Source organism: Dactylosporangium sp. CA-233914 (assembly GCF_050942935.1).
GTDB lineage: Bacteria > Actinomycetota > Actinomycetes > Mycobacteriales > Micromonosporaceae > Dactylosporangium.
This window is the reverse complement of sequence record NZ_CP192030.1, coordinates 7,296,246-7,318,150: the sequence shown is the minus strand read 5'-3', so window position 1 is coordinate 7,318,150 and position 21,905 is coordinate 7,296,246. Positions and strand designations below refer to the sequence as shown.

The 21,905-nt window shown below is 69.3% G+C and carries 20 protein-coding genes and 2 rRNA genes; 11 read left to right on the top strand and 11 right to left on the bottom strand.

Annotated features, from left to right (window positions below; genetic code table 11):
- Positions 1–177 precede the first annotated feature (177 nt).
- Together ACQPY0_RS32845 and ACQPY0_RS32840 are read right to left on the bottom strand one after the other, a co-directional pair.
- A complete protein-coding gene (locus tag ACQPY0_RS32845; protein ID WP_432969208.1) occupies positions 178–1,185 on the bottom strand; it encodes a sporulation protein in 1,008 nt (335 codons plus the stop codon).
- Positions 1,186–1,199: 14 nt separating this feature from the next.
- A complete protein-coding gene (locus ACQPY0_RS32840) occupies positions 1,200–2,111 on the bottom strand; it encodes a phosphotransferase family protein (protein ID WP_432969205.1) in 912 nt (303 codons plus the stop codon).
- Here ACQPY0_RS32840 and ACQPY0_RS32835 point away from each other — a divergent pair.
- On the top strand, positions 2,110–2,562 hold the full coding sequence (locus ACQPY0_RS32835; protein WP_432969202.1) for a hypothetical protein: 453 nt from the start codon (positions 2,110–2,112) through the stop codon (positions 2,560–2,562). The genes ACQPY0_RS32840 and ACQPY0_RS32835 overlap by 2 nt on opposite strands.
- A 127-nt stretch (positions 2,563–2,689) precedes the next feature.
- Here the strand turns inward: ACQPY0_RS32835 and ACQPY0_RS32830 are convergent, their stop codons facing one another.
- Together ACQPY0_RS32830 and ACQPY0_RS32825 are read right to left on the bottom strand one after the other, a co-directional pair.
- A complete protein-coding gene (locus ACQPY0_RS32830) occupies positions 2,690–3,592 on the bottom strand; it encodes a hypothetical protein (RefSeq protein WP_432969199.1) in 903 nt (300 codons plus the stop codon).
- Between the two features lie 126 nt (positions 3,593–3,718).
- Positions 3,719–3,886 carry a DUF6767 domain-containing protein gene (locus ACQPY0_RS32825; protein ID WP_432969196.1) on the bottom strand — a complete coding sequence of 56 codons (168 nt, stop codon included), beginning with the start codon at positions 3,884–3,886 and terminating at the stop codon, positions 3,719–3,721.
- A gap of 129 nt (positions 3,887–4,015) precedes the next feature.
- Between ACQPY0_RS32825 and ACQPY0_RS32820 the strand changes: the two genes are divergently transcribed.
- Entirely contained in the window at positions 4,016–4,465 is a 450-nt protein-coding gene (locus tag ACQPY0_RS32820; RefSeq protein ID WP_432969193.1) for a hypothetical protein, read from the top strand.
- A 126-nt stretch (positions 4,466–4,591) separates the two neighbouring features.
- Here the strand turns inward: ACQPY0_RS32820 and ACQPY0_RS32815 are convergent, their stop codons facing one another.
- A complete protein-coding gene (locus tag ACQPY0_RS32815) occupies positions 4,592–4,849 on the bottom strand; it encodes a hypothetical protein (protein ID WP_432969190.1) in 258 nt (85 codons plus the stop codon).
- 128 nt (positions 4,850–4,977) lie between these two features.
- On the opposite strand from ACQPY0_RS32815, the gene ACQPY0_RS32810 reads away from it, so the two are divergent.
- The 4 genes from ACQPY0_RS32810 to ACQPY0_RS32795 are packed head-to-tail and all read left to right on the top strand — an operon-like array spanning position 4,978 to position 7,935.
- Entirely contained in the window at positions 4,978–5,814 is an 837-nt protein-coding gene (locus ACQPY0_RS32810) for an LLM class F420-dependent oxidoreductase (protein WP_432969187.1), read from the top strand.
- The gene (locus ACQPY0_RS32805; RefSeq protein WP_432969184.1) at positions 5,811–6,218 is read left to right on the top strand and encodes a TIGR03668 family PPOX class F420-dependent oxidoreductase; all 408 of its coding nucleotides are present in this window, start codon (positions 5,811–5,813) and stop codon (positions 6,216–6,218) included. Before ACQPY0_RS32810 ends, ACQPY0_RS32805 begins: the two co-directional genes overlap by 4 nt.
- A 24-nt stretch (positions 6,219–6,242) precedes the next feature.
- Positions 6,243–7,016 (top strand): dienelactone hydrolase family protein, encoded by a 774-nt coding sequence (locus ACQPY0_RS32800; RefSeq protein WP_432969182.1) that lies wholly within the window; start codon positions 6,243–6,245, stop codon positions 7,014–7,016.
- Positions 7,006–7,935 carry a cation diffusion facilitator family transporter gene (locus tag ACQPY0_RS32795; protein ID WP_432969179.1) on the top strand — a complete coding sequence of 310 codons (930 nt, stop codon included), beginning with the start codon at positions 7,006–7,008 and terminating at the stop codon, positions 7,933–7,935. Before ACQPY0_RS32800 ends, ACQPY0_RS32795 begins: the two co-directional genes overlap by 11 nt.
- On the opposite strand, the gene ACQPY0_RS32790 is transcribed toward ACQPY0_RS32795, so the two are convergent.
- Both ACQPY0_RS32790 and ACQPY0_RS32785 read right to left on the bottom strand, forming a co-directional pair.
- Entirely contained in the window at positions 7,918–9,177 is a 1,260-nt protein-coding gene (locus tag ACQPY0_RS32790) for a delta-60 repeat domain-containing protein (protein ID WP_432969176.1), read from the bottom strand. The genes ACQPY0_RS32795 and ACQPY0_RS32790 overlap by 18 nt on opposite strands.
- 102 nt (positions 9,178–9,279) lie before the next feature.
- On the bottom strand, positions 9,280–10,275 hold the full coding sequence (locus tag ACQPY0_RS32785; RefSeq protein ID WP_432969173.1) for a hypothetical protein: 996 nt from the start codon (positions 10,273–10,275) through the stop codon (positions 9,280–9,282).
- Positions 10,276–10,419: 144 nt separating this feature from the next.
- On the opposite strand from ACQPY0_RS32785, the gene ACQPY0_RS32780 reads away from it, so the two are divergent.
- The gene (locus tag ACQPY0_RS32780) at positions 10,420–10,629 is read left to right on the top strand and encodes a hypothetical protein (RefSeq protein WP_432969171.1); all 210 of its coding nucleotides are present in this window, start codon (positions 10,420–10,422) and stop codon (positions 10,627–10,629) included.
- Entirely contained in the window at positions 10,626–11,090 is a 465-nt protein-coding gene (locus ACQPY0_RS32775) for a DIP1984 family protein (RefSeq protein ID WP_432969168.1), read from the top strand. The genes ACQPY0_RS32780 and ACQPY0_RS32775 overlap by 4 nt, the downstream gene beginning before the upstream one ends.
- Positions 11,091–11,442: 352 nt before the next feature.
- Here ACQPY0_RS32775 and ACQPY0_RS32770 read toward each other — a convergent pair whose 3' ends face one another.
- Positions 11,443–12,051: a TetR/AcrR family transcriptional regulator gene (locus ACQPY0_RS32770; protein WP_432969165.1), complete on the bottom strand. Its 609-nt coding sequence runs from the start codon at positions 12,049–12,051 to the stop codon at positions 11,443–11,445.
- A gap of 94 nt (positions 12,052–12,145) precedes the next feature.
- Here ACQPY0_RS32770 and ACQPY0_RS32765 point away from each other — a divergent pair, with 94 nt between their 5' ends.
- On the top strand, positions 12,146–13,600 hold the full coding sequence (locus ACQPY0_RS32765; protein WP_432969162.1) for an MFS transporter: 1,455 nt from the start codon (positions 12,146–12,148) through the stop codon (positions 13,598–13,600).
- A gap of 10 nt (positions 13,601–13,610) precedes the next feature.
- On the opposite strand, the gene ACQPY0_RS32760 is transcribed toward ACQPY0_RS32765, so the two are convergent.
- The 3 genes from ACQPY0_RS32760 to ACQPY0_RS32750 form a co-directional block, all read right to left on the bottom strand.
- The gene (locus tag ACQPY0_RS32760; protein WP_432969159.1) at positions 13,611–14,903 is read right to left on the bottom strand and encodes a condensation domain-containing protein; all 1,293 of its coding nucleotides are present in this window, start codon (positions 14,901–14,903) and stop codon (positions 13,611–13,613) included.
- A gap of 175 nt (positions 14,904–15,078) precedes the next feature.
- Positions 15,079–15,780 carry an endonuclease/exonuclease/phosphatase family protein gene (locus ACQPY0_RS32755; RefSeq protein ID WP_432969156.1) on the bottom strand — a complete coding sequence of 234 codons (702 nt, stop codon included), beginning with the start codon at positions 15,778–15,780 and terminating at the stop codon, positions 15,079–15,081.
- Between the two features lie 44 nt (positions 15,781–15,824).
- On the bottom strand, positions 15,825–16,070 hold the full coding sequence (locus tag ACQPY0_RS32750; RefSeq protein WP_432969153.1) for a hypothetical protein: 246 nt from the start codon (positions 16,068–16,070) through the stop codon (positions 15,825–15,827).
- Positions 16,071–16,842: 772 nt separating this feature from the next.
- Between ACQPY0_RS32750 and ACQPY0_RS32745 the strand changes: the two genes are divergently transcribed.
- Both ACQPY0_RS32745 and ACQPY0_RS32740 read left to right on the top strand, forming a co-directional pair.
- Positions 16,843–18,357 (top strand): 16S ribosomal RNA (locus tag ACQPY0_RS32745).
- A gap of 341 nt (positions 18,358–18,698) precedes the next feature.
- Positions 18,699–21,804, top strand: a 23S ribosomal RNA gene (locus ACQPY0_RS32740).
- Together the 16S and 23S rRNA genes form the textbook arrangement of a ribosomal RNA operon.
- Positions 21,805–21,905 lie beyond the last annotated feature (101 nt).

Genomic DNA, 21,905 nt, shown 5'->3' with positions numbered 1-21,905 from the left:
GCCGCCCTCGACCTCGCGCGGTTGCCCAGCGCCGAGCCCGCGCTGGTCGCGGCCGTGGACACCTTCTCGCCGTCGGTGTCGCTGCGCCGCCGGAGGCGTGGCGTGGCCGGAGGCGTGGCGTGGTCGACTGGTGCAGCCGACCACGCCGCTGCCGTAGCGATCGCCGAGATCCAGGCGCTACTCGAAGTCGCCGAAGTCCTCGCCGCCGCCGTCGTCGAAGACCTCGTCGATCACCTCGCCGGCCACCAGGCCGCCGACGATGCCGGCCGCGCCCGCCGCGACCACCGCGCCCATGCCCATGCCCCGGCGGCCCTGCGGTTGGCCGTAGCCGGGCCCGTGCGGGTGGCCGTAGCCGCCCTGCCCGTAGCCGCCCTGCCCGTAGCCGCCGTGCGCCGCGTGCATGTTGCTGAAGTGCCGCTCCGTCGCCGCGCGGACCCAGCCGTCCACCACCGCGGCCCAGTCGGTGCCGTCGACCTGGTCGTGGCCGATGCTGAAGCGGCTGTAGGAGTCGTGGCCTTGGCGGAACATCCCGCCGCGCTTGTCGAACTCCAGGATGACCTCGACCCCCTGCGGGTTGGTCAGGAACGTCAGCTCGGCCTCGTTGACCTGGCCCGCGTATTGCGGCGCGGGCCAGAACTCGATCTCCTGGTAGATCGGCAGCTGCTGCGCGACGCCCTGGATGCGGCCGTGCTCGACGTCCGCGTGCTTGAAGCGGAAGCCCAGCACCGAGAAGGCGTCCAGGATCGCCTGGTGGACCGGGAGCGGGGCGATCGCCACCGGGTCCAGGTCGCCCTTGTCGCGGCCGCCCGCGATCTCCAGCTCGGTGCGCACGCCCATCACCATGCCGCGCAGATGCTGGCCGTACACACTGGTGATCGGCGCCTCCCACGGCACCGACAGGCGGAACGGTATCGATTCGTTGGCGCCCGCGCGCACCGTGAAGCGGTCGGCGACCGAGACGCGGTTGAGCTCGATGCCGGCCTCGCGGTCGAAGCCGGCCCGCTCCACCTCGACGCGGGTGATGAGCGAGAGCACGACGTGCTCGATGCGGGCGTCTTTTTCGCCGCCGCGGATGTGGACCTGTCCGTCGATGAAGCCGCCCGGCTGGACGGTGGGGGTGTCGAGCACCGTGTCGACGCTCGGGCCGCCGACCCCGAAGGCGGCGAGCATCTTCTTGAACACCATGGCAATTGACACTATCACGTGGCACTGTACGGTCGCTGTGACAACCAGGCGAGTGACCCCCGTCCGAGTGCCGCCGCCATCGCCACCAGGTTAGGGTCCGCCTCGCCGGTCGCCGTGACCGCCAGCCGCACCAGAAACCCCGAGTGCGCCGCGAGAAACGCGTCGACGGCGAACGGTTCGAGACCCGCGGTCAGCGGATTCGCGGCCAGCAACGGCTCCGGGTCGGCCGCGGTCGACATGAGCGTCAGCACGTCGCAGTGCGCGGCGCCGACCCACGCGTGCGGCCAGTCGACGAGGTACACCTTGCGATCCTCGTCCAGCAGCACGTTGAAGGCGTAGAGATCCCCGTGCAGCAGCGTGTCGCCGGCGAGCGTGTGCGCCCCGGCCGCCTCGAGCGCGACGAGCCGCTCAAGATGCGCGCCCGCCCACGGGGAGACCCGGGCCACCGCGTCGGCCGCGAGCCCCGCCCACCCTCCGAGCCGTGGCGGGGTGGACGGCCGAAACGGCGCCGGCGTGAGCGCATCGGCCGCGCGGGTGGCCGCGTCGAGCACCGGCCGCAGCTCGTCGTCCCGCCACGGCCGGGCCGGCAGCCGCCCCGCCACGAACTCGAATCCGAGCACCACCCAAGGGTCAACTGCAAGGGCGAAGAGCAGAAGCGGCGACGGTACCGCACGAGGCAACCGAGCCGCGACACCCCCTTCGCGCCGGTGAAACCCGGCCACCACCGGCTCCGCGGCCGCCTTGACGAACACGTCCCGCCCGTCGGCGAGCCGCAACCGAGCCGCGACGCCCTCCGAGAACCCGCCGGCGAGATCGACCGCGCCGGCGACCGGGCTGCCGAGCCGCTCCTCGACCGCGTCGCGCACGCGGGCGGGCACCGTGCCCCACGAGACCCGCCGGCTGCCGGTGATCGATAATTGCCCCATGGCCGAACAGTACGTTTCCGCGTTCGCGATCGACCCGTCAGCCCTGGCCGCCGCGGCACCCGGCCAGGAACCCACCCTGCACGAGCTGGGCGAGGCGACCCTCCCCGGCCGCCGCTGGGACCAGCTGGCCGAGGCGTTGCGCTCCTGGGGCCTGCCGGGGGTGGCGAACCTGTGGGGCCGCCCGTACTCCCCGCCGTGGTTCGCCAAGCCGGTGGGCGAGGACCCCTGGCCGTTCCTGATGCACGCCCCGGCCGCGGACCTGGCCGGCCTGGCCGAGGAGCTGGACGAGTTCGACGAGCAGCGCATCTACGAGGAGTACGCGGACCTGCCCAGCGGGGACGACGACGTCGAGGAGGCGATCTGGCTGGTCGGCGAGAAGCTCCCGGAGTGGATCATGGCTGCCCGGGACCAGGGCCGCGACCTCTACATCATCCGCGACGGCGCGAAGTAGCGGCGCGTCACGGAGTTCGATGCCAGAACCGGGCCGCGGCTGGGTAGGCACGCAGGCACGGCGGAACTCGGCTGGCTGGGCGTGGTGCGGCACGGACAGCGCGTCGCCAACGTGCGGGCCGAGGCCCTCACCCCGGCTCTGCCGCCGTCATGACGAACCCGGCGACCTCGCGTTCACCCTGGTACCACGAGCCGGTCAGCTCATCGCCCGAGATCCGGGCCTCGTAGCGACCCCGGAGGTCGATCTCGCGCCCGCCCCTCGTGATGTAGGCGGTCTCCCGCCAGGTCAGCACGCCGTCGCGGGCCTCGCCCTGCACGCGGGTGGTCGTCGCGGGCCCGGGGTCCGGGTATCGCATCAGGCCCGTGAACTGACCGCCATCCCGCCGCTGGATGCTCAGCTCGATCGGGAACCGCCCGTCGTACGTGCCCCGCCACCGGTCCGGCCCGGGCTCCCGGGCGGGCGCGGCGCGCAGGACCGCGTGGATCGCTCCCTCCGCGAGGGTGAGGTACTGCAGCGCGTATCGCGCATCCACCGCCTCCGCCGGCCCGGCGGCCAGCCCCGCCAGCTCCCGCAGCCGCGTCACCGCGTCGGCGATGCCGGGCTTGACCAGCCCGCGCCGGGCCAGCTCCCGCACCGCGTCGGGCAGCCCGTCCTCGCCGACGTCGGCGAGCTGCGGATACACCTGGACCAGCGCCCGCCGCACGTGCGCGAACGCCATCCGGATCGCATCGCGCGGGCTGAGCGCCGCCAGCGGGATAAGGTCGGCGAAGAACGTCGGCACCGGCCCGTCGACCGGCGGCGGCGAGGCGTTCTCGGCGAGCGCCCCGGCGACGCTGCGAGCCGCGTCCGCGGCCTTCTCCTCGAACTCGGCCTCCACGGGCCCGAGCTTGATACGCTTGATCCGGGCCCCAGCGGTGGCCCCGGAGACGGTGGCGGTGATCCAGCGCCGGAAGACGAGCAGCAACACCAGCACCACGATCGGCCAGGCGACCGTTGCGACCATCTGGGCGGTGAACTCCAACCCGTTCACACCCGTCATTGTATGGGCGCGCCGCACGCTGTCAGCAGCCGGTGGTGTCCCGGTATCCGGCGATCAGGTCGGCGCACAAGGCGAACGCGCCCACCTGTCACGAGCCAAGCTCTGACCCGCCATCGGTCACGTGCGGTGGCGGAACTGGTGGAGTCCCTCGCGGAGCTCGTCGTCGCTCATCACCAGGTACACGACCGGGCAGTCCTGCGGGCCGGTCGCGTTCGGGTGGCACAGGGTGCACGGCTGGCCCGGGCGCAGCGGGCATCGCGGGTCCGGTCGGCGCTTGTCGGTCATGGCCCCTCCAACGTCCTCGCGTCCATGATCGGCGCCATCGGGACCCGGCCGGCAGGAGCGAAGGTCGTGATCGGGCAGGACCGAAGTCCCGGACTCGCGAAACCGATGCGGGGCCGGTGCGGCCAGGGCGTGTTCACTGATCCGGACACGAACAAGTCCTACGACACCGAGCGGGACGGGACCGGCCGGCGGATCGCGCTCGGCGCCGTCGCAGTCGTCGTCGCCGGAGCGGGCTACTGGTTCCTGCACGACGACCGGGTGCCGCTCACCAAGGCCGAGGTCGCGGGCGGGTGGTGTGGCCCCGGCGGCAGCAGCCTCTCCTTCGCCGGCGATGGTGCGTTCACCTTCGCCGGCGTTGACAACAAGGTGCTGCGGCCGGTCGAGCCGGACGACGGCCACGGCTCCGGCTCGGGCACCTGGGCCCTAGCGGCGCCGATCGTGGACCGCAAGGGGCCGCTCACGCAGGTCGACATGACATTCCGCTCGATGAACGGCCCGGCCGGCGGCCTACGGCAACCGGCTACGCTCGGACCGCGGTGGCGGGAAGCTCACGCTGTACTACTTCATCGGCGACCCTGACTCGGGCGTGACGTATGTATTCCGCCGCGGGTCGGTGCCCTGTCCAGTGGATGCGGTGTGACCAGTGTGAATACGGTGGTGCGGGCCCTCGGGTGACCGGGACCTGCCCCGGCCGTGACCCTTGGTTCAGCCCGCGGACCGGAAGGCGGTCGACCAGGTCCAGCAGTGGCGGTCGCGGGTCAGGACGGCCAGGGCCAGCTGCTTGTCCAGCAGCGACTCGCCGGGCCGCAGGGGAAGGCCGGCCCGCAGGTGGGCGAGGTGGAAGTCGTGCGTGCGGCGTAGCCCGTGGCTCTCCAGGCGGGCGTACAGCTCGCTGTGGGTCAGCCACGGGCTCGCCGCCGGCTCGGTGTTCAGCGCGACCCGATAGTGGATCGACGCGAGCACGGCGATGCCACTGCGGCGCGATGACCGACGAGCAGGGTGGGCGCACGGCCGCCGGGGCGCCGCCCGACCTGTGACGTCACACCGCGAGCATGCCGCGGACGAGGCGGCGCCGGGGTAGAGAGGAGGGCATGGACTTCGGAGTCGGGTACTTTCCTACGCACAACGCCATGGCGCCGGGTGAGCTGGCGCGGCTGGTCGAGCAGCGCGGGCACGCGGCCGTGTTCTTCGCCGAACATACCCACATCCCGGCCAGCCGGGAGACGCCCTACCAGGACGGGCACCGCGAGCTGCCGCAGCGATACTGGCACACGTACGACCTCTTCGTCGCGCTCACCGCCGCCGCGGCGGCGACCTCGCGGCTGCGGATCGGCAGCGGCATCTGCCTGGTCATCGAGCGCGACCCGATCATCACGGCCAAGGAGGTGGCCTCGATCGACCAGCTCTCCGGCGGGCGGTTCGAGTTCGGGGTCGGGGCCGGGTGGAACCGGGAGGAGATGCGCAACCACGGGACCGACCCGCGGGTGCGGATGAGCGTGCTGCGCGAGCGGGTCGAGGCGATGCGGGCGATCTGGAGCCAGGACGAGGCGTCGTACCACGGCAAGTATGTCAACTTCGACCGTATCTGGTCGTGGCCCAAGCCGGTGCAGCAGCCGGCGCCGCCGGTGCTCGTCGGCGGGACCGGGCCGGGCGTGCTGGACCGGGTGCTGACGTTCGGCGACGCCTGGTTCCCCAACTACGAGGAGGGCATCTTCGAGCGGATCCGCGAGCTGCGGGCGCGGGCCGAGCGCCCGGTCGGCGTGCAGGTGCTCTCCGCGCCGGCCGATCCCGCGGTCCTGCGGCGCCTGCACGACGCCGGCGTCCAGCGGGCCAGCCGGTGGATCCCCTCCGGGCCCCGGTCGGTCGTCGAGCGCGCCTTGGACGAATGGGAGCAGGCGATCGCCGAGTTCGCCGGCGAGGGGCCGTGAACGACGAGGAGGCCCGGCGCCGGTTCGCGGGGGCTCGGGTCGCGCGGCTGGCCACGGCCGGGGCCGACGGGTCGCCGCACGTGGTGCCGATCGTGTTCGCGCTCGACGCGGACACGATCTACCACGGGGTGGACGCCAAGCCCAAGCGGCACACGGCGCTGCGGCGGCTGGCGAACCTGGCCGCGAACCCGCGCGCGGCGGTGCTCGTCGACCACTACGAGGACGACTGGTCGGCGCTGTGGTGGGTGCGCGCCGACGGCACCGCCCGCGAGGTCGGCCCGGAGTCCGACGAGGGGCGGCTGGCGGTGGCGCGGCTGGTGGAGCGCTACCCGCAGTACGAGCTCACGGGCGGCCTGGTGGCGATCGACGTGCGGCGCTGGACGGGGTGGGCCGCCGCCGGCTGAGCTGTCCGCCCGTACAGTCGAACCATGACCAACTTCTCCACCGTCCATCAGCAGCTCGTCGACGGCGTGCCCGAACCCTCGGGGGCGCGCCTCGAGGAGGCGGCGGTGTCCTACGACCACGACGGCCAGGCCCTGGAGGGCTACGCGGTGCACGACGCCGCCGCCCCCGGGCCGAAGCCGGCGGTGCTGCTCGTGCACGACTGGACGGGCCTGCAGGAGTACCCCAAGGCCCGCGCCCATATGCTCGCCCGCCTCGGCTACGCCGTGTTCTGCTGCGACGTCTACGGCGCCGGGCGGCGCTTCGACAACGACGCCGACTCCTCGGCCGAGGCCGGCAAGTACTACGGCAACCTGGACCTGCTGCGGGCCCGCGTCCGGGCCGGCTACGACGTACTGGCCGTCCGGCCCGAGGCCGACGCGTCCCGGATCGTCGTCGCCGGGTACTGCTTCGGCGGCTCCGCGGCGCTGGAGTTCGCCCGGACCGGGGCGCCGCTGGCCGGCACCGTGTCGTTCCACGGCGGCCTCATCGCCCACGACCCCGCCGACGTCGCCGCGATCACCGGCTCGGTGCTGGTGCTCACCGGCGCCGTCGACCCGGTCGTGCCCGACTCGGCGGTGACCGCGTTCCAGGACGAGCTGCGCACCCGGGCCGACCTCGACTGGCAGGTCGTCACCTACTCCGGCGCCCCGCACGCGTTCACGCTGCCCGGCACCGGCGCCTACCACGCGGTCGCCGACCGGCGCAGCTGGCGCGAGTTCGTCGCCTTCCTGCGGGAGGTGACCGGGCATGGCGGCTGAGGGCGGCAGCACTCGCGCGGTCGTCACCGCGCTCGCCGCGAACCTCGGCATCGCCGTGAGCAAGGGCGTCGGCGCGCTCGTCACCGGCTCGTCATCGATGCTCGCCGAGGCCGTGCACTCACTGGCCGACACCACGAACCAGGCGCTGCTGCTGGTCGGTGGGCGCCGGGCGAAGAAGGCCGCTGACGAGCAGCACCCGTTCGGTTACGCGCGTGAGCGCTACATCTACGCCTTCATCGTCTCGATCGTACTGTTCACGCTCGGTGGGCTGTTCGCCCTCTACGAGGGATACCACAAGATCGTCGAGCCGACGGAGCTCACCTCCCCGCTGGTCGCCGTGATCATCCTGGTCATCGCGATCGGCCTGGAGGGCTACGCGCTCATCACCGCGGCGAAGGCGGCGAACGAGATCCGCGGCGGCCGCAGCTGGTGGCAGTTCATCCGCCACGCCAAGGCCCCCGAGCTGCCCACGATCCTGCTGGAGGACGCGGGCGCGGTGACCGGCCTGGTCGTGGCGCTGTTCGGCGTCGGCCTCACCGTGCTCACCGGCAACGCGGTCTTCGACGGCATCGGCACGTTCGTCATCGGCGCGCTGCTGGTCGCGATCGCGGTGGTCCTGGCGATGGAGACCAAGAGCCTCCTCGTCGGCGAGGCCGCGTCGAAGGCGAACGTCGCGAAGATCCGCGAGGCGCTGCTGGCCGAGCCGCGCTTCGATCGCGTCATCCACCTGCGGACCATGCACCTCGGCCCGGACGAGCTGCTCGTCGCGGTGAAGGTGACGGTCGCCAGGGGCACCCTCGCCGAAGAGATCAGCGAGGCGACCAACAGCGCCGAGGCCCGCGTCCGGGCCGCGGTGCCGATCGCGACCCTGATCTTCGTGGAGCCCGACGTGTACCAGCCCTCACTGAGCGGGCAGTAGCCCGATCCGGCCGTGGTACTCGCCGCCGATACGGTCCGTGTCGGACCCGACGAGCAGCCCGGCCGGGCACGTCACCAGCACACCGACGCCGACGCCGCGGCTGTGCGTGGGATTCCACGCCAGCGCGGCGCCGGTCGCGGGGTCCAGCGCGGCGATCCCGGGCCGTGACACCGCGCCCGGCCCCTTGCTCTTGTGCCCCTGGGGGTTGTCCATCCACTGCTGGTGCCCGCCGACGTACACCGCCGTGCCGGTGACCGCCACCGACCACAGCGTGTTCCCGCCGGTCCGGTTCACCCACACCGGCCGGTGGTCGCCCGTGCCCGCGAGGTTGAAGCGCGCCGCGCTGTCACACATCCGGGTCGGCCCCGACATGCCCCCGGTCGCGGCGACCGCGAGCCAGCTGCCGTCCGGGGCGAAGTCGACGCCGCGCAGATAGCTGTCGTACAGCGTCTTGCACTGCCCCGCGTAGGCGTCCGTCGACCAGTCCGAGACCCGGGGCGCGGCCCCGAGGTCGGCGACGACGAGCTGCGTGCGCCGCTGCCCCGCCGCCGAGTCGAAGGCACCCACCGCGGCCAGTCGCGTGCCGTCGTTGCTGACCGCGACCTCCTCGACCTTGACCAGCCCCCGGTCCCGCCGCGCGAGCCCCAGGTCGAACGCGGGGTCGGCGGCCCCGGTGGCCGCGTCGAGCCGCGCCAGCGCCGTGCGCTGCTGCCCGCCGATCGCGGTGAAGCTGCCCCCGACGTAGAGCCAGCCGCCGTTCGCCGCGAGCGTGCGGATCTGTCCCTTGCCGGCGCCGGCCGCGAACCCCGGCATCGTCGCCCCGGTGACCGCGTCGAGCTCGACGAGCCCGGCCCGTGCCTGCCCGTTCACCTTCGCGAACCGCCCGGCCACGAACACCCCGGCCCCGTCGGGCGCCGCGGCGAGCGCCGTGACCGCCCCGTCCACGACCGGCGCGGCGTCGAGCACCCGCCCGGTGCCGAGCTCAAAGGCGAAGAGATTGCGCCGACGGTACCGCTCCCCGCTCGCCGAATCCGCCACCTGCGTGAAGTCCCCGCCCACCACCACGGTCGTACCGATTACGGCGATGGCGGTGACGGTGCCGTCGAGCACGTTGGGCGTCCACGCGACGGGCCGCTCACTCACGACCCGAGGCTGCGTCATCCCGGCGGTCGCGGGCCCGGCGGCCACCAGAGCGAACAGCAGCACGACGACGGCGAGGAGCCTGCGCTTGAGGGTGGACACGGCCCTTCAACGACCCGCCACCACCCCTGGTCACGCCGCCGGCGGCGCCCGCCGGTTCGCTGCCCCGCCCGCTCGGATCGCGAAACGCCCTCGGCTACGTGGTCACGCTGCGACGCGCTGACTCCATCGGACCAGCACCCACAGCGCCACCATGTCTACGGCGAGCTCCGAGACCGCGGCGAACTGGTTGACGGTGAACTTGAAGACCTGACCGACGAGCAGATCGGTGAGCAGCGCGAGTCTCAGCCACCGGATACCGGCCGCGCGGTCGGCGCGTAGCGTTGTCGCGCCCCGTATGCTCAACACCCCCGCACACACCGCCGCACCGATGACCACCAGGCCGGCTGGCCGCCCGCCGGCATGATCGAGGCCGCCGGTGAAGGCTGCGACCACCGTACCCACGATCGTCAGCGCGGGCAGCGCGATGAGGTAGTACGCCGTCGCCGCCAGGGTCCACGGCGGCCGAAGCAGTGTGTCCAGCCGGGCCCGCAGCCGGCCGGCCGCGGCGCGCCAGCGCTCGACGCGCCGCGGTTCGGCGTCTGGTATCGCGTTGAGCAACCGGACCAGCGCGCGGTCGACGTCGCGCTCCGATTCGGTCACCAGGTCGATGGCCTCCATCCGCTGCCGTGTCGTCAGACCCGAGATGACGCCGATCAGCGCGGCGTTGGCCGCGTCGGCGCGCCGCTCGTCCGCCGTGCGCTCGACCGGCCCGCGTAGCCACTGCGTCATGACGACCAGCACGGCGAACGTGAGGTAGATGATGCCGGCGGCCGGCCGGTAGAAGTAGTCCGTCGTTTCGGTGATGAACTTGCCCACCTCGTCGACGAACAGTCCGAATCCCACCCCGCCGAGCATGGCGCCGCAGATCCGCGCGGCCCGGCCCAGGAAGGCCAGTGCCACGCCGAGCGCCACCATCATGAGCAGGCCACCCCACAGCACGTGGGCGATGTGCAGGCCGCCGCCGCCGATCTTGGGATATCCGGTGGCCGCCAGGTATGCCCGGGTGAGCAGGACGGTGCTGATACCGCAGAGCACGAACGCCTGCAGGTAGGCCGCGGCGCTGCCGGCACGGACGAACCCCGATCGTTGCGAGCCCATGTGATCAACGATATGCCGGTACGGTGCCGCCCTGTCCCGATACGCGAGCACAGTTCACATCTCCCGGCGGGCAGTGTTGCGGTACGCGGGCCGTCGCCGACCTGCGCGCGACGCCGCTCGGCCGTAGCGAGAAGGCCGTCCAGTGTGGACAGCACCGCGACGCGGATGCGGATGTCGTCGTTGTGGGCGTCGTGCAACGCCATGGCCAGGGTCAGCGCGGCCCGGCCCGGGGCGGTAAGATCAGCACAGGTTGGCCCGGAACGGCTCGCCGATGAGGAGCAGGTGGGCGCCGACACCTCCACCACGCCCGGCATCGGCGGAGCAGCGCAAATCGAGGTGGTGGGGGAGCTGTGAAGCTCGCGGAGGCACTGGCGTTGCGGGCGGACGCGTCGCGGCGGGTGGAGCAGCTGCGGGCGCGGATCGCCGGCAGCGCCCGCTACCAGGAGGGCGAGACGCCCGCCGAGGACGCGGCGGCGCTGCTGGCCGAGGTCGGCGCCGTGCTCGACGAGCTGGAGTCGCTGATCCGGCGGATCAACCGTACGAACGCGGCGACCGTGGTCGAGGGCGGCACGCTCACCGATGCCCTCGCCCGCCGTGACGTGCTGCGGCTGCGCCACGGCGTGGTGACGTCCGCGGCGAGCGCGGCGGCCGGGGAGGGGCAGCGGGGCCTTCGCCAGCTGCGCTCGGAGCTCAAGATGCTCTCGGCGCTGCCGGTCGCCGACCTGCGCCGCGAGGCCGACGACCTGGCCCGGCAGCTGCGCGAGGTCGACACGCTCATCCAGCGCACGAACTGGGAGGCCGACCTGCTGGACTGAACGGGACGCGGAGCAGGTAGCCGGACGTGGAGGCGTGCACGAACCCGAGAGCCGCGGGGTAACACGGCTCCCTTCTCTGGCGCGCCGAGGGCGGGCGTGGGGGTTCGACTCCCCGGATTACCGAGCATGCCCAGCACGGCACACAAGTGACGGCGCACCGAGCACGGCACACCACCATGTGCAGATCCACGACCGGTGAGGGCGGGCCAGGGGAACTCCGCGTCCCGTTCGGCAACAAAGCGGCGGCGTGCGACCGGGACGGGATGGTTGTTCAGGCGACCGCACCGCACCATCGGCGGCGCCGCGCCCCGGACGCTCGTCGACGACGCCCGTCAACCTGCGGCCCCGGACGTCAGGCAACGTCCCGGGTAGCGACCCGCAGGATCTCGTCGAGGCGGGTCAACGGGTCGTCCATCGGGTCGCGGAAGTAGTCCTCGTACCAGACCCGGAACCCGGCGATCGCGCACCCGGCCAGCAGCCGGCGCCGCCAGCCGGGCGGGCCGCCCCGCGCGGTGAGCCGGTCGGCCAGGCGCGCCTCCTGGTCGGGGCGCACGCCCGGATACGCGGTGCGCAGCTGGGTCGACTGCAGGGCCACCGTGCGCAGCCCGGTGAGCAGCTCGCGGTGCTCGACGACGAACTCGCCGACGGCCAGCAGCGCCAGCCGCAGGACCTCGGCGTCGGGCAGCTCGGCGGGGGCGGCGGCGATGTGCTCGTCCGTGAGCGCGTTCATCCGCCGGACCGGCTCGGCGATGATGTCCTCCTTCGCGGCGAAGTACCGGTGGAAGGTCCGCGGCGCGATGTCCGCCGCCGCGCAGATGTCCTGGACCGTCACGTGGTCGTAGCCGCGCTCGATGAACAGCCGCCAGGCCGCCTCGACCGTGGCGGCGCGGTTCCGCTCGCGCTTGCGCTCCCGCAGGCTCTCGATCGCCGACCCCTCTCCCGCCTGTGACCGCGGTCTCACCTCACCGCGCGGCCACCTCCCGGCAACATTTCCGTGGCAGGCTCTGCCTCATGGCAGATTGTGCCACATTTTCCCGCGCTGATGGAGCCCGAACATGACCCACACCGCCGACCCCGAGGTCGCCTCGGCGGCGCCGGCCGCGGCCGTCCACGAACGCTGGACCGGCCGGCAGCTCGCCGTCGTGCTCGTGATCGGCACCGCCGCGCTGATGGTCTCGCTGACCCAGTCGCTGCTGGTCCCGGTCCTGTCCGAGCTCGCCGTGGACCTCAAGGCCGGCGGCGACGGCGTGGCCTGGCTGCTGACCTCGACGCTGCTGGTCGGCGCGGTCGCGGTGCCCGCCTTCGGCCGCCTCGGCGACCTCTACGGCACCCGGCGGATGGTGCTGGTGACGCTCGCGGCCCTGGTCGTCGGCTCGCTGATCTGCGCCCTGGCGCCCAACCTCACCGTCATGATCGTCGGAAGGTCGGTCGTGGGCCTGGCCGTCGCGGCGGTACCGCTGAGCATCAGCCTCATCGGTGTCACCCTGCCCAAGGAGCACGCGCCCGCGGGCATCGCCCTGATCAGCGCCATGCTCGGCGTCGGTGGCGCGCTGGGCCTGCCGCTGGCCGGGCTCATCGCCGAGTACGCCGACTATCACGTGCTGTTCTGGGTCTGCGTCGCCGGCGGCCTGCTCGCGGTCCCCGGCATTGTCCTGCTCGTGCGCGAGCCGGTCCGCGTCGCCAAGGGGCGCATGGACCTCGTCGGCACCGTCCTGCTCGGCGGCGCCATGCTGTCGCTGCTGCTCCCGCTCGCCCAGGGCGACGCGTGGGGCTGGACGGACCCGCTGACCGTCGGGCTGCTGGTGGCGGCCGCGGTACTGCTGCTGGTCTTCGTGCTCGTCGAGCTGCGCCTGGCCTCGCCGCTGGTGGACGTGCGCACCACCATCCGGCCGTCGCTGCTGCTGACCAACCTCGCGTCGCTGTGCGTCGGCTTCGCGCTGTTCGCGACCCTGATCGGCACCGCATCCTACGTGCAGGCGCCGGCGGCCACCGGCTACGGCTTCGGCCAGTCCGTCCTCGCCGGCGGCCTGTGCATGCTGCCGGGCGGCATCGCGATGCTGCTGCTCTCGCCGCTGTCGGCCCGCCTGCGCCCGCGCACGGCCCTGATCATCGGCTCGCTCATCATCGCCGCCGGCTTCGGCACCCGCATGGTGCTGACGGACTCGCTGTGGCAGGTCGTCCTCGGCGCCACGATCTCGGGGGCGGGCACCGGCATCGCCTACGCGGCCATGCCCGGCCTCATCATCCACGCCGCCCCGCGCTCGGAGCTCGCCGCCGCCAACGGCCTCAACGCCCTGTTCCGCAGCGTCGGCAGCTCCCTGGCCAGCGCCATCGGCGGTGCGATCCTGGCCGCGCAGACGATCAGCCTGGCCGGCCACGAGCTGCCGTCGCTGGCCGGCTACCGCACCCTGTTCGCCATCTGCGCGGGCGCCGCGGTGGTGGCCGCCGCCCTGGCGGTGTTCATCCCGCGCCACGCCGCCACCGCCGACGCCGCCCTGCCCGAGGAGTGATACCGGGCCGTCAGCCGACCCCGCTCGCGGTCACCGTGAAGGACTCCAGCTCGTGCAGCAGGGTGCGGACGTCCGGCAGCGGCAGGTAACGGGTGTCGACGTCGACCATGAGGCGTACGACATCCGGGACGTCCTCGACGATGACCATGAGCTTCGGCCCCAGGAACGGCAGGGGCTCCTCGGCCAGGATCCGGGTTTCGCGCGGCCGGCTGTCATCCACTGTGGACGGCCGGGGCGAGCGGCGGTCGTTGTACAGTACCGTCAGGTCCAGCGGCACGCCGCGCTCCTCGTTCAGGCGCCGGGTCAGGTCCGCGCGGGCCGCAGGGTCGTAGTAGGCGTACTTCGACGCGCTCATCGACGCCGTTCTCGCCCGGGCGATCGCCTCCTGCGGCGTCGCGCCCGTGACATCCAGGACGCACAGGCCGTCCTGGGTCAGGGGGGTCACCACGTCGCGCAGGGCCGGGCGGAAGCGGTTGCTGATGATGCCCAGCGCCACGAACGGGCCGCGGCCCGGGAAGACGCGGTCGAAGGCGGTCGCGATCCCGGCCAGCAGGATCCAGGCCGGGTCGGCGCCCAGGCGGGCCGAGAGCGCCGCCGAGGCCAGGTGCATGGCGGAGGACTCCCAGCGCACGCGGCAGTACCTCGGCTCGCCGTTGTCCGCCGGGGCGCCGAGCAGGCTGGGCGGGACGGCGCGCAGGTGGGCCTCCCAGTACCGCATCGCCGCCGCCGTCTGGCGCTGCATCGCCGGCTCGCGCTGCAGCCGGGCCAGGTCCAGCGGCGAGGGCGCCTCGTACGGGCCCGGGTCGGGCTCGGCCAGCTCGCGCTGCATGACCGCCATCCCGCCGAGGTCGGCCGCGATGTGGCACATGAGCACGACCACGTGCGTGACCTTCTCGTCACGGCGGACCACGCCCATGCGCAGCGGCCACTCGTCGGCGTAGTCGAACTTGCGCTCCCGCCACGCCGCCGCGAGCGCCTCGGCCACGGCCGCCGGGTCCTCGCTGTCGGCGGGCTCGTGCACCTCGAGGGTCGCCTCGCCGCGGGAGTACACCTCCTGGGCGACGGCGCCGTCCGGCTCGAAGCGCAGACGGGTGCGCATCGCGGCGTAGCGCGACATGAAGAACCGCAGCTCGGCGGCGAAGTCCTCGGTGACCCGTCCGTCCTCGACCGGGACGACCCCGCCCATACTCATCGAGGAGTCCGACTCCACCATCGCGGCCCAGACCTGCTGCTGCCCCCAGTTCAGCGGCCCAACCCCGGCCCCCGGCCCCTCGAACGACACGACGATCCGCTGCACCAACACCACACGGTGGATATTCACATGCATGCGTGGGTACGAGCGATCCACCGTTCGGCGCCGGAACCCGGCTTCTTTCGCCACTTGTTTCAGGTCCCGCGGATGTGATGCCCCGGCGAACCGGACGATACCTACCATTGCTGGACGTTACCGGACGCAACGCCGGCGGTTCGCGGCGGGCTCAGCGCGGTACGACCACTGCTTTGAGAAGATTGTGGTCGGACAGCCCGTCCATGTCGATCACCGCCGGGTCCTGCACCGCGGCGCCGTGCGCCACGACGTGGTCGATGTGCGGCGAGCGCGAGCCCGGACGAGTCGGCGGCGAGCCCGGCGCGAGCCGCGCGACGGCGAAGCCCGGCCCGAGCCCGGCCGCGACCGTGGCCGCGTCGGCGTTGAAGTCGCCGAGCAGCACCACCGGACCGGCCGCACCGCGGGCCAGTTCGGCGATGCGGGCCAGCTGGGCGGCGCGCGGCGGCCCGAATGTCACGTGCGTCGCGACCACGAGCACGCCCCCGGTCGCGACCGCGAGCAGCCCCTTGCCCGGCTCGCCGGGGAACGCCTCCGCGGCGACCTCACGGGCCGGGCCGTCGACGAGGAGCACGAGATACTCGGCGGGATCGGCCAGCGGCGACTCGCCCGACCGCGGGCGGGGAACGCGCGGATAGCGCAAGGCGTAGATGTCGTACCGGGGGAGCGTCCGCAGGCTCGCCAGCTGGTCGCCGCTGACTTCCTGCAGCGCGACCACCCGCTCGCCCCGGCCGGCCAGCACCGCCGTGACCGCGCCGATCCGTCCGGCCTCGTCGGGCCACCGCCCGGCGACCGGCTCCGCCCAGTTCTCGGCGTGGACGCGGTGCAGCACGTTCCAGGTCGCGACGGTGAGCACGGCCGGTCGTCAGCCGTCGCCGTCGATGATGGACGTCATGGCCATCATGATGTCCGCGCCGGCGATCGTGATGGTCGCGGCCTCGTGCGCGGTAACCGGCGGCGGGTGGTCGGCCGGACGCGCTCGCGGTGCGGGACCTGGCTCGGGTACGGGCGCAGGGCGGCGTTGAGCCCGCGCTCGCGCCTCTCCGGGGCGCGCTCGCCCGACCACAGCCCGAGGTAGCCGCTCTCCATCATGACGAGCTCACTGGACGGGCACGTGATCTCGCCGAGCACAACGTGATCTGCCACGTCCGAGGAGTCTATCCGGAACCGCCGGGCCGATCGGGGGCGGAAATCGGGGGCGGAAACCGGCCGCCCGGCGTGCCGTTCGCGTAGCCGTGCCGACGCACTCGGCGACTGGGAGTCGGCGTGCCCACCACGCCCACCGTCGCCACTTCCGGCCAGTCGGTCGCGGACGACGGGCAACGCCGCTCGATCGGCGCTTGGGCACGGGGTCAATTCCGGCAGCCTGCGGTGCCGCACCGTACCCACGTGCTGGTGGTCAGGCTGCCCTGCGCGCGGGCGATCGGGGTAGTGGAACAGCGGCTCGCCGGCCGGTCCTGGTCCGGTGGGCTCATGCCCGGAAAGCGCACGACGACCGCGATTTGGACGTCGGACGCGGAGCGGGTAAGGTACTCAACCGGCAGGGAAATGGACGAAGAAAGCGGATCGGAAACGAGCCGCCGCGGACGTCCTGCCATCAGCGTACGACATTCGGCCGGGTAACCGGTAGGGTGTTTTGCGTTCGCAAAACTGGACAAAGTACGGCAAGCCGGACTTGACCCAGTAAAGCGGACCTGCTAGACTAGAACGGTACGAAACGCCCCGGGCGGGCTGAACCGGAAACGGTGAGGTTCGGCGGTGTGTGTTGGTTGTTTGAGAACTCAACAGGGTGCTTGTTAAGCCAGTGCCAATTGAAATTTACCCCGTGGCACGGGCTCTCATATTGAGGGTTTCGTGTCTGGGATTCCTTTGGTGACAACATGTTTGTTGCCGGGTGATTGATTCACCAACGCAGGTTTTGTTGGAGAGTTTGATCCTGGCTCAGGACGAACGCTGGCGGCGTGCTTAACACATGCAAGTCGAGCGGAAAGGCCCTTCGGGGTACTCGAGCGGCGAACGGGTGAGTAACACGTGAGTAACCTGCCCTAGGCTTTGGGATAACCCTCGGAAACGGGGGCTAATACCGAATATTCATATCTGGCGGCATCGTTGGGTGTGGAAAGTTTTTCGGCTTGGGATGGGCTCGCGGCCTATCAGCTTGTTGGTGGGGTGATGGCCTACCAAGGCGACGACGGGTAGCCGGCCTGAGAGGGCGACCGGCCACACTGGGACTGAGACACGGCCCAGACTCCTACGGGAGGCAGCAGTGGGGAATATTGCACAATGGGCGGAAGCCTGATGCAGCGACGCCGCGTGAGGGATGAAGGCCTTCGGGTTGTAAACCTCTTTCGACAGGGACGAAGCGCAAGTGACGGTACCTGGAGAAGAAGCGCCGGCCAACTACGTGCCAGCAGCCGCGGTAAGACGTAGGGCGCGAGCGTTGTCCGGATTTATTGGGCGTAAAGAGCTCGTAGGCGGCTTGTTGCGTCAGCTGTGAAAACCCGCAGCTCAACTGTGGGCTTGCAGCTGATACGGGCAGGCTTGAGTTCGGTAGGGGAGACTGGAATTCCTGGTGTAGCGGTGAAATGCGCAGATATCAGGAGGAACACCGGTGGCGAAGGCGGGTCTCTGGGCCGATACTGACGCTGAGGAGCGAAAGCGTGGGGAGCGAACAGGATTAGATACCCTGGTAGTCCACGCTGTAAACGTTGGGCGCTAGGTGTGGGGGGCCTCTCCGGTTCTCTGTGCCGCAGCTAACGCATTAAGCGCCCCGCCTGGGGAGTACGGCCGCAAGGCTAAAACTCAAAGGAATTGACGGGGGCCCGCACAAGCGGCGGAGCATGCGGATTAATTCGATGCAACGCGAAGAACCTTACCTGGGTTTGACATGTTCGGTAATCCGGCAGAGATGTCGGGTCCTTCGGGGCCGTTCACAGGTGGTGCATGGCTGTCGTCAGCTCGTGTCGTGAGATGTTGGGTTAAGTCCCGCAACGAGCGCAACCCTTGTTCGATGTTGCCAGCGGTTCGGCCGGGGACTCATCGAAGACTGCCGGGGTCAACTCGGAGGAAGGTGGGGATGACGTCAAGTCATCATGCCCCTTATGTCCAGGGCTTCACGCATGCTACAATGGCCGGTACAAAGGGCTGCGATACCGTGAGGTGGAGCGAATCCCAAAAAGCCGGTCTCAGTTCGGATCGGGGTCTGCAACTCGACCCCGTGAAGTCGGAGTCGCTAGTAATCGCAGATCAGCAACGCTGCGGTGAATACGTTCCCGGGCCTTGTACACACCGCCCGTCACGTCACGAAAGTCGGCAACACCCGAAGCCGGTGGCCCAACCCTTGTGGAGGGAGCCGTCGAAGGTGGGGCTGGCGATTGGGACGAAGTCGTAACAAGGTAGCCGTACCGGAAGGTGCGGCTGGATCACCTCCTTTCTAAGGAGCACCTTCAGCCGAAAGGCTGTAAGGAGCCCGCACCAGCCGAGTGTGTTGGTGGGGTGCTCGATGGCGGAGACACTGGCGAAGGTCCTGCGGACAACGGTCCCGGAATCTAGTACTGCTGCTTCGGTGGCGTGGAACGGTTTGGGGTGCGGTTTGCGGCGATCGTATAGGCACCCTGTTGGGTCCTGAAACAACCAACGGTTTGTTTCGGACGTGAATCCAGGCCGGCGGCCAAAACCGGGCACGGAGTGTGCTGAGGTTGGTTCGCGGATGCGGTTTGGGTTTGGTGTTGGTTGAGAATTGCACAGTGGATGCGAGCATCTTTATTGCTTTGTGGTCAAGTTGCTGAGGGCGTACGGTGGATGCCTTGGCACCAGGAGCCGATGAAGGACGTGGGAGGCCGCGATAGGCCTGGGGGAGCTGTCAACCGAGCTGTGATCCCAGGGTGTCCGAATGGGGGAACCCGGCACCAGTCATGTGGTGTCACTCCTGCCTGAATACATAGGGCAGGTTGAGGGAACGCGGGGAAGTGAAACATCTCAGTACCCGCAGGAAGAGAAAACAATAGTGATTCCGTGAGTAGTGGCGAGCGAAAGCGGATGAGGCTAAACCAGGCATGTGTGATACTCGGCAGGGGTTGCATGTTTGGGGTTGTGGGGCGTGTCTTGTCTGGTCTGCCGGCTGGGCGCACAGTGAGAAAACCGAGGGTTAGTCGAAGTTCGCTGGAAAGCGGCACCGTAGACGGTGAGAGTCCGGTAGGCGAAAATGTTCGGTCTGTGTTGGCGTGTTCCCGAGTAGCGGCGGACTCCTGTAATCTGCCGTGAATCTGCCAGGACCACCTGGTAAGCCTAAATACTCCCTGGTGACCGATAGCGGACGAGTACCGTGAGGGAAAGGTGAAAAGTACCCCGGGAGGGGAGTGAAATAGTACCTGAAACCGTGCGCCTACAATCCGTCGGAGCGTCCTGCCTTGTGCAGGGGTGACGGCGTGCCTTTTGAAGAATGAGCCTGCGAGTTAGTGATACGTGGCGAGGTTAACCCGTGTGGGGGAGCCGTAGCGAAAGCGAGTCTGAATAGGGCGTCAGAGTCGCGTGTCCTAGACCCGAAGCGGAGTGATCTAGCCATGGGCAGGCTGAAGCGCGGGTAAGACCGTGTGGAGGGCCGAACCCACCAACGTTGAAAAGTTGGGGGATGATCTGTGGTTAGGGGTGAAAGGCCAATCAAACTCCGTGATAGCTGGTTCTCCCCGAAATGCATTTAGGTGCAGCGTTGCGTGTTTCTTGCCGGAGGTAGAGCACTGGATGGCCTAGGGGGCCTACAAGCTTACTGAAGTCAACCAAACTCCGAATGCCGGTAAGTGAGAGCGTGGCAGTGAGACTGCGGGGGATAAGCTTCGTAGTCGAGAGGGAAACAGCCCAGATCACCAGCTAAGGCCCCTAAGCGTGTGCTAAGTGGTAAAGGATGTGGGGTCGCATAGACAACCAGGAGGTTGGCTTAGAAGCAGCCACCCTTGAAAGAGTGCGTAATAGCTCACTGGTCAAGTGGTTCCGCGCCGACAATGTAGCGGGGCTCAAGCACACCGCCGAAGCTGTGGCATTCACACGTATACTAGGCTTTTGTGGTCCAGGTGTGTGGATGGGTAGGGGAGCGTCGTGTCACCGGTGAAGCGGCGGAGTGATCCAGCCGTGGAGGTGACGCGAGTGAGAATGCAGGCATGAGTAGCGAAAGCAGGGTGAGAAACCCTGCCGCCGGATGACCAAGGGTTCCAGGGCCAGGCTAATCCGCCCTGGGTGAGTCGGGGCCTAAGGCGAGGCCGAGAGGCGTAGTCGATGGACAACGGGTTGATATTCCCGTACCCGCGTAGAAGCGTCCATGCTGAACCTGCTTGTACTAACTTCACAATGGTCTGAACCTTTCGGGGGGATGGCCGGCGTTTAGGAACTCGGGTGGTAGTAGGCAAGCGATGGGGTGACGCAGGAGGGTAGCTGGACCCGGCCGGTGGTTGTGCCGGGGCAAGCGTGTAGCCCGTGCTGTAGGCAAATCCGCAGCACATGTGGGTGAGGCGTGAAGCGGAGCCGTTCAGGTGAAGCCAGTGATCCCATGCTGCCGAGAAAAGCCTCTAGCGAGTTTCGAGCGGCCCGTACCCCAAACCGACACAGGTGGTCAGGTAGAGAATACCGAGGCGATCGGGCGAACTGTGGTTAAGGAACTCGGCAAATTGCCCCCGTAACTTCGGGAGAAGGGGGGCCACCGATGGTGAGACCACGTGCTGGTGGAGCGGTTGGTGGCCGCAGAGACCAGGGGGAAGCGACTGTTTACTAAAAACACAGGTCCATGCTAAGTCGTAAGACGACGTATATGGACTGACGCCTGCCCGGTGCTGGAACGTTAAGGGGACCTGTTAGTCTTTCGGGGCGAAGCGGAGAACTTAAGCGCCAGTAAACGGCGGTGGTAACTATAACCATCCTAAGGTAGCGAAATTCCTTGTCGGGTAAGTTCCGACCTGCACGAATGGCGTAACGACTTCCCCACTGTCTCAACCACAGGCCCGGCGAAATTGCACTACGAGTAAAGATGCTCGTTACGCGCGGCAGGACGGAAAGACCCCGGGACCTTCACTATAGCTTGACATTGGTACTCGAATTCGATTGTGTAGGATAGGTGGGAGCCGGTGAAGTCCTCACGCCAGTGGGGGTGGAGGCAAGCTTGAAATACCACTCTGTTGGATTTGGGTATCTAACCTTGGGCCGTGAGCCGGTTCAGGGACAGTGTCTGGTGGGTAGTTTAACTGGGGCGGTTGCCTCCTAAAATGTAACGGAGGCGCCCAAAGGTTCCCTCAGCCTGGTTGGCAATCAGGTGTTGAGTGCAAGTGCACAAGGGGGCTTGACTGTGAGACTGACAGGTCGAGCAGGGACGAAAGTCGGGACTAGTGATCCGGCACTGGCAGGTGGAAGCGGTGTCGCTCAACGGATAAAAGGTACCCCGGGGATAACAGGCTGATCTTCCCCAAGAGTCCATATCGACGGGATGGTTTGGCACCTCGATGTCGGCTCGTCGCATCCTGGGGCTGGAGTAGGTCCCAAGGGTTGGGCTGTTCGCCCATTAAAGCGGTACGCGAGCTGGGTTTAGAACGTCGTGAGACAGTTCGGTCCCTATCCGCCGCGCGCGTAGGATACTTGAGAAGGGCTGTCCCTAGTACGAGAGGACCGGGACGGACGAACCTCTGGTGTGCCAGTTGTTCTGCCAAGAGCACGGCTGGTTGGCTACGTTCGGAAGGGATAACCGCTGAAAGCATCTAAGCGGGAAGCTCGCTTCGAGATGAGGTATCCCACCCCTTGAGGGTTAAGGCCCCCAGCGAGACCACTGGGTTGATAGGCCGGAAGTGGAAGCCTGGTAACAGGTTTGAGCTGACCGGTACTAATAGGCCGAGGACTTGACCTACATAACGGGTTTTGAAGATGTTTGCATCCACTGTGTGATTCTGAACCAACACCGAACGCACCCCCGGGAAACAGTTCTGGGGTGTGCGGGGTTGACAGGTT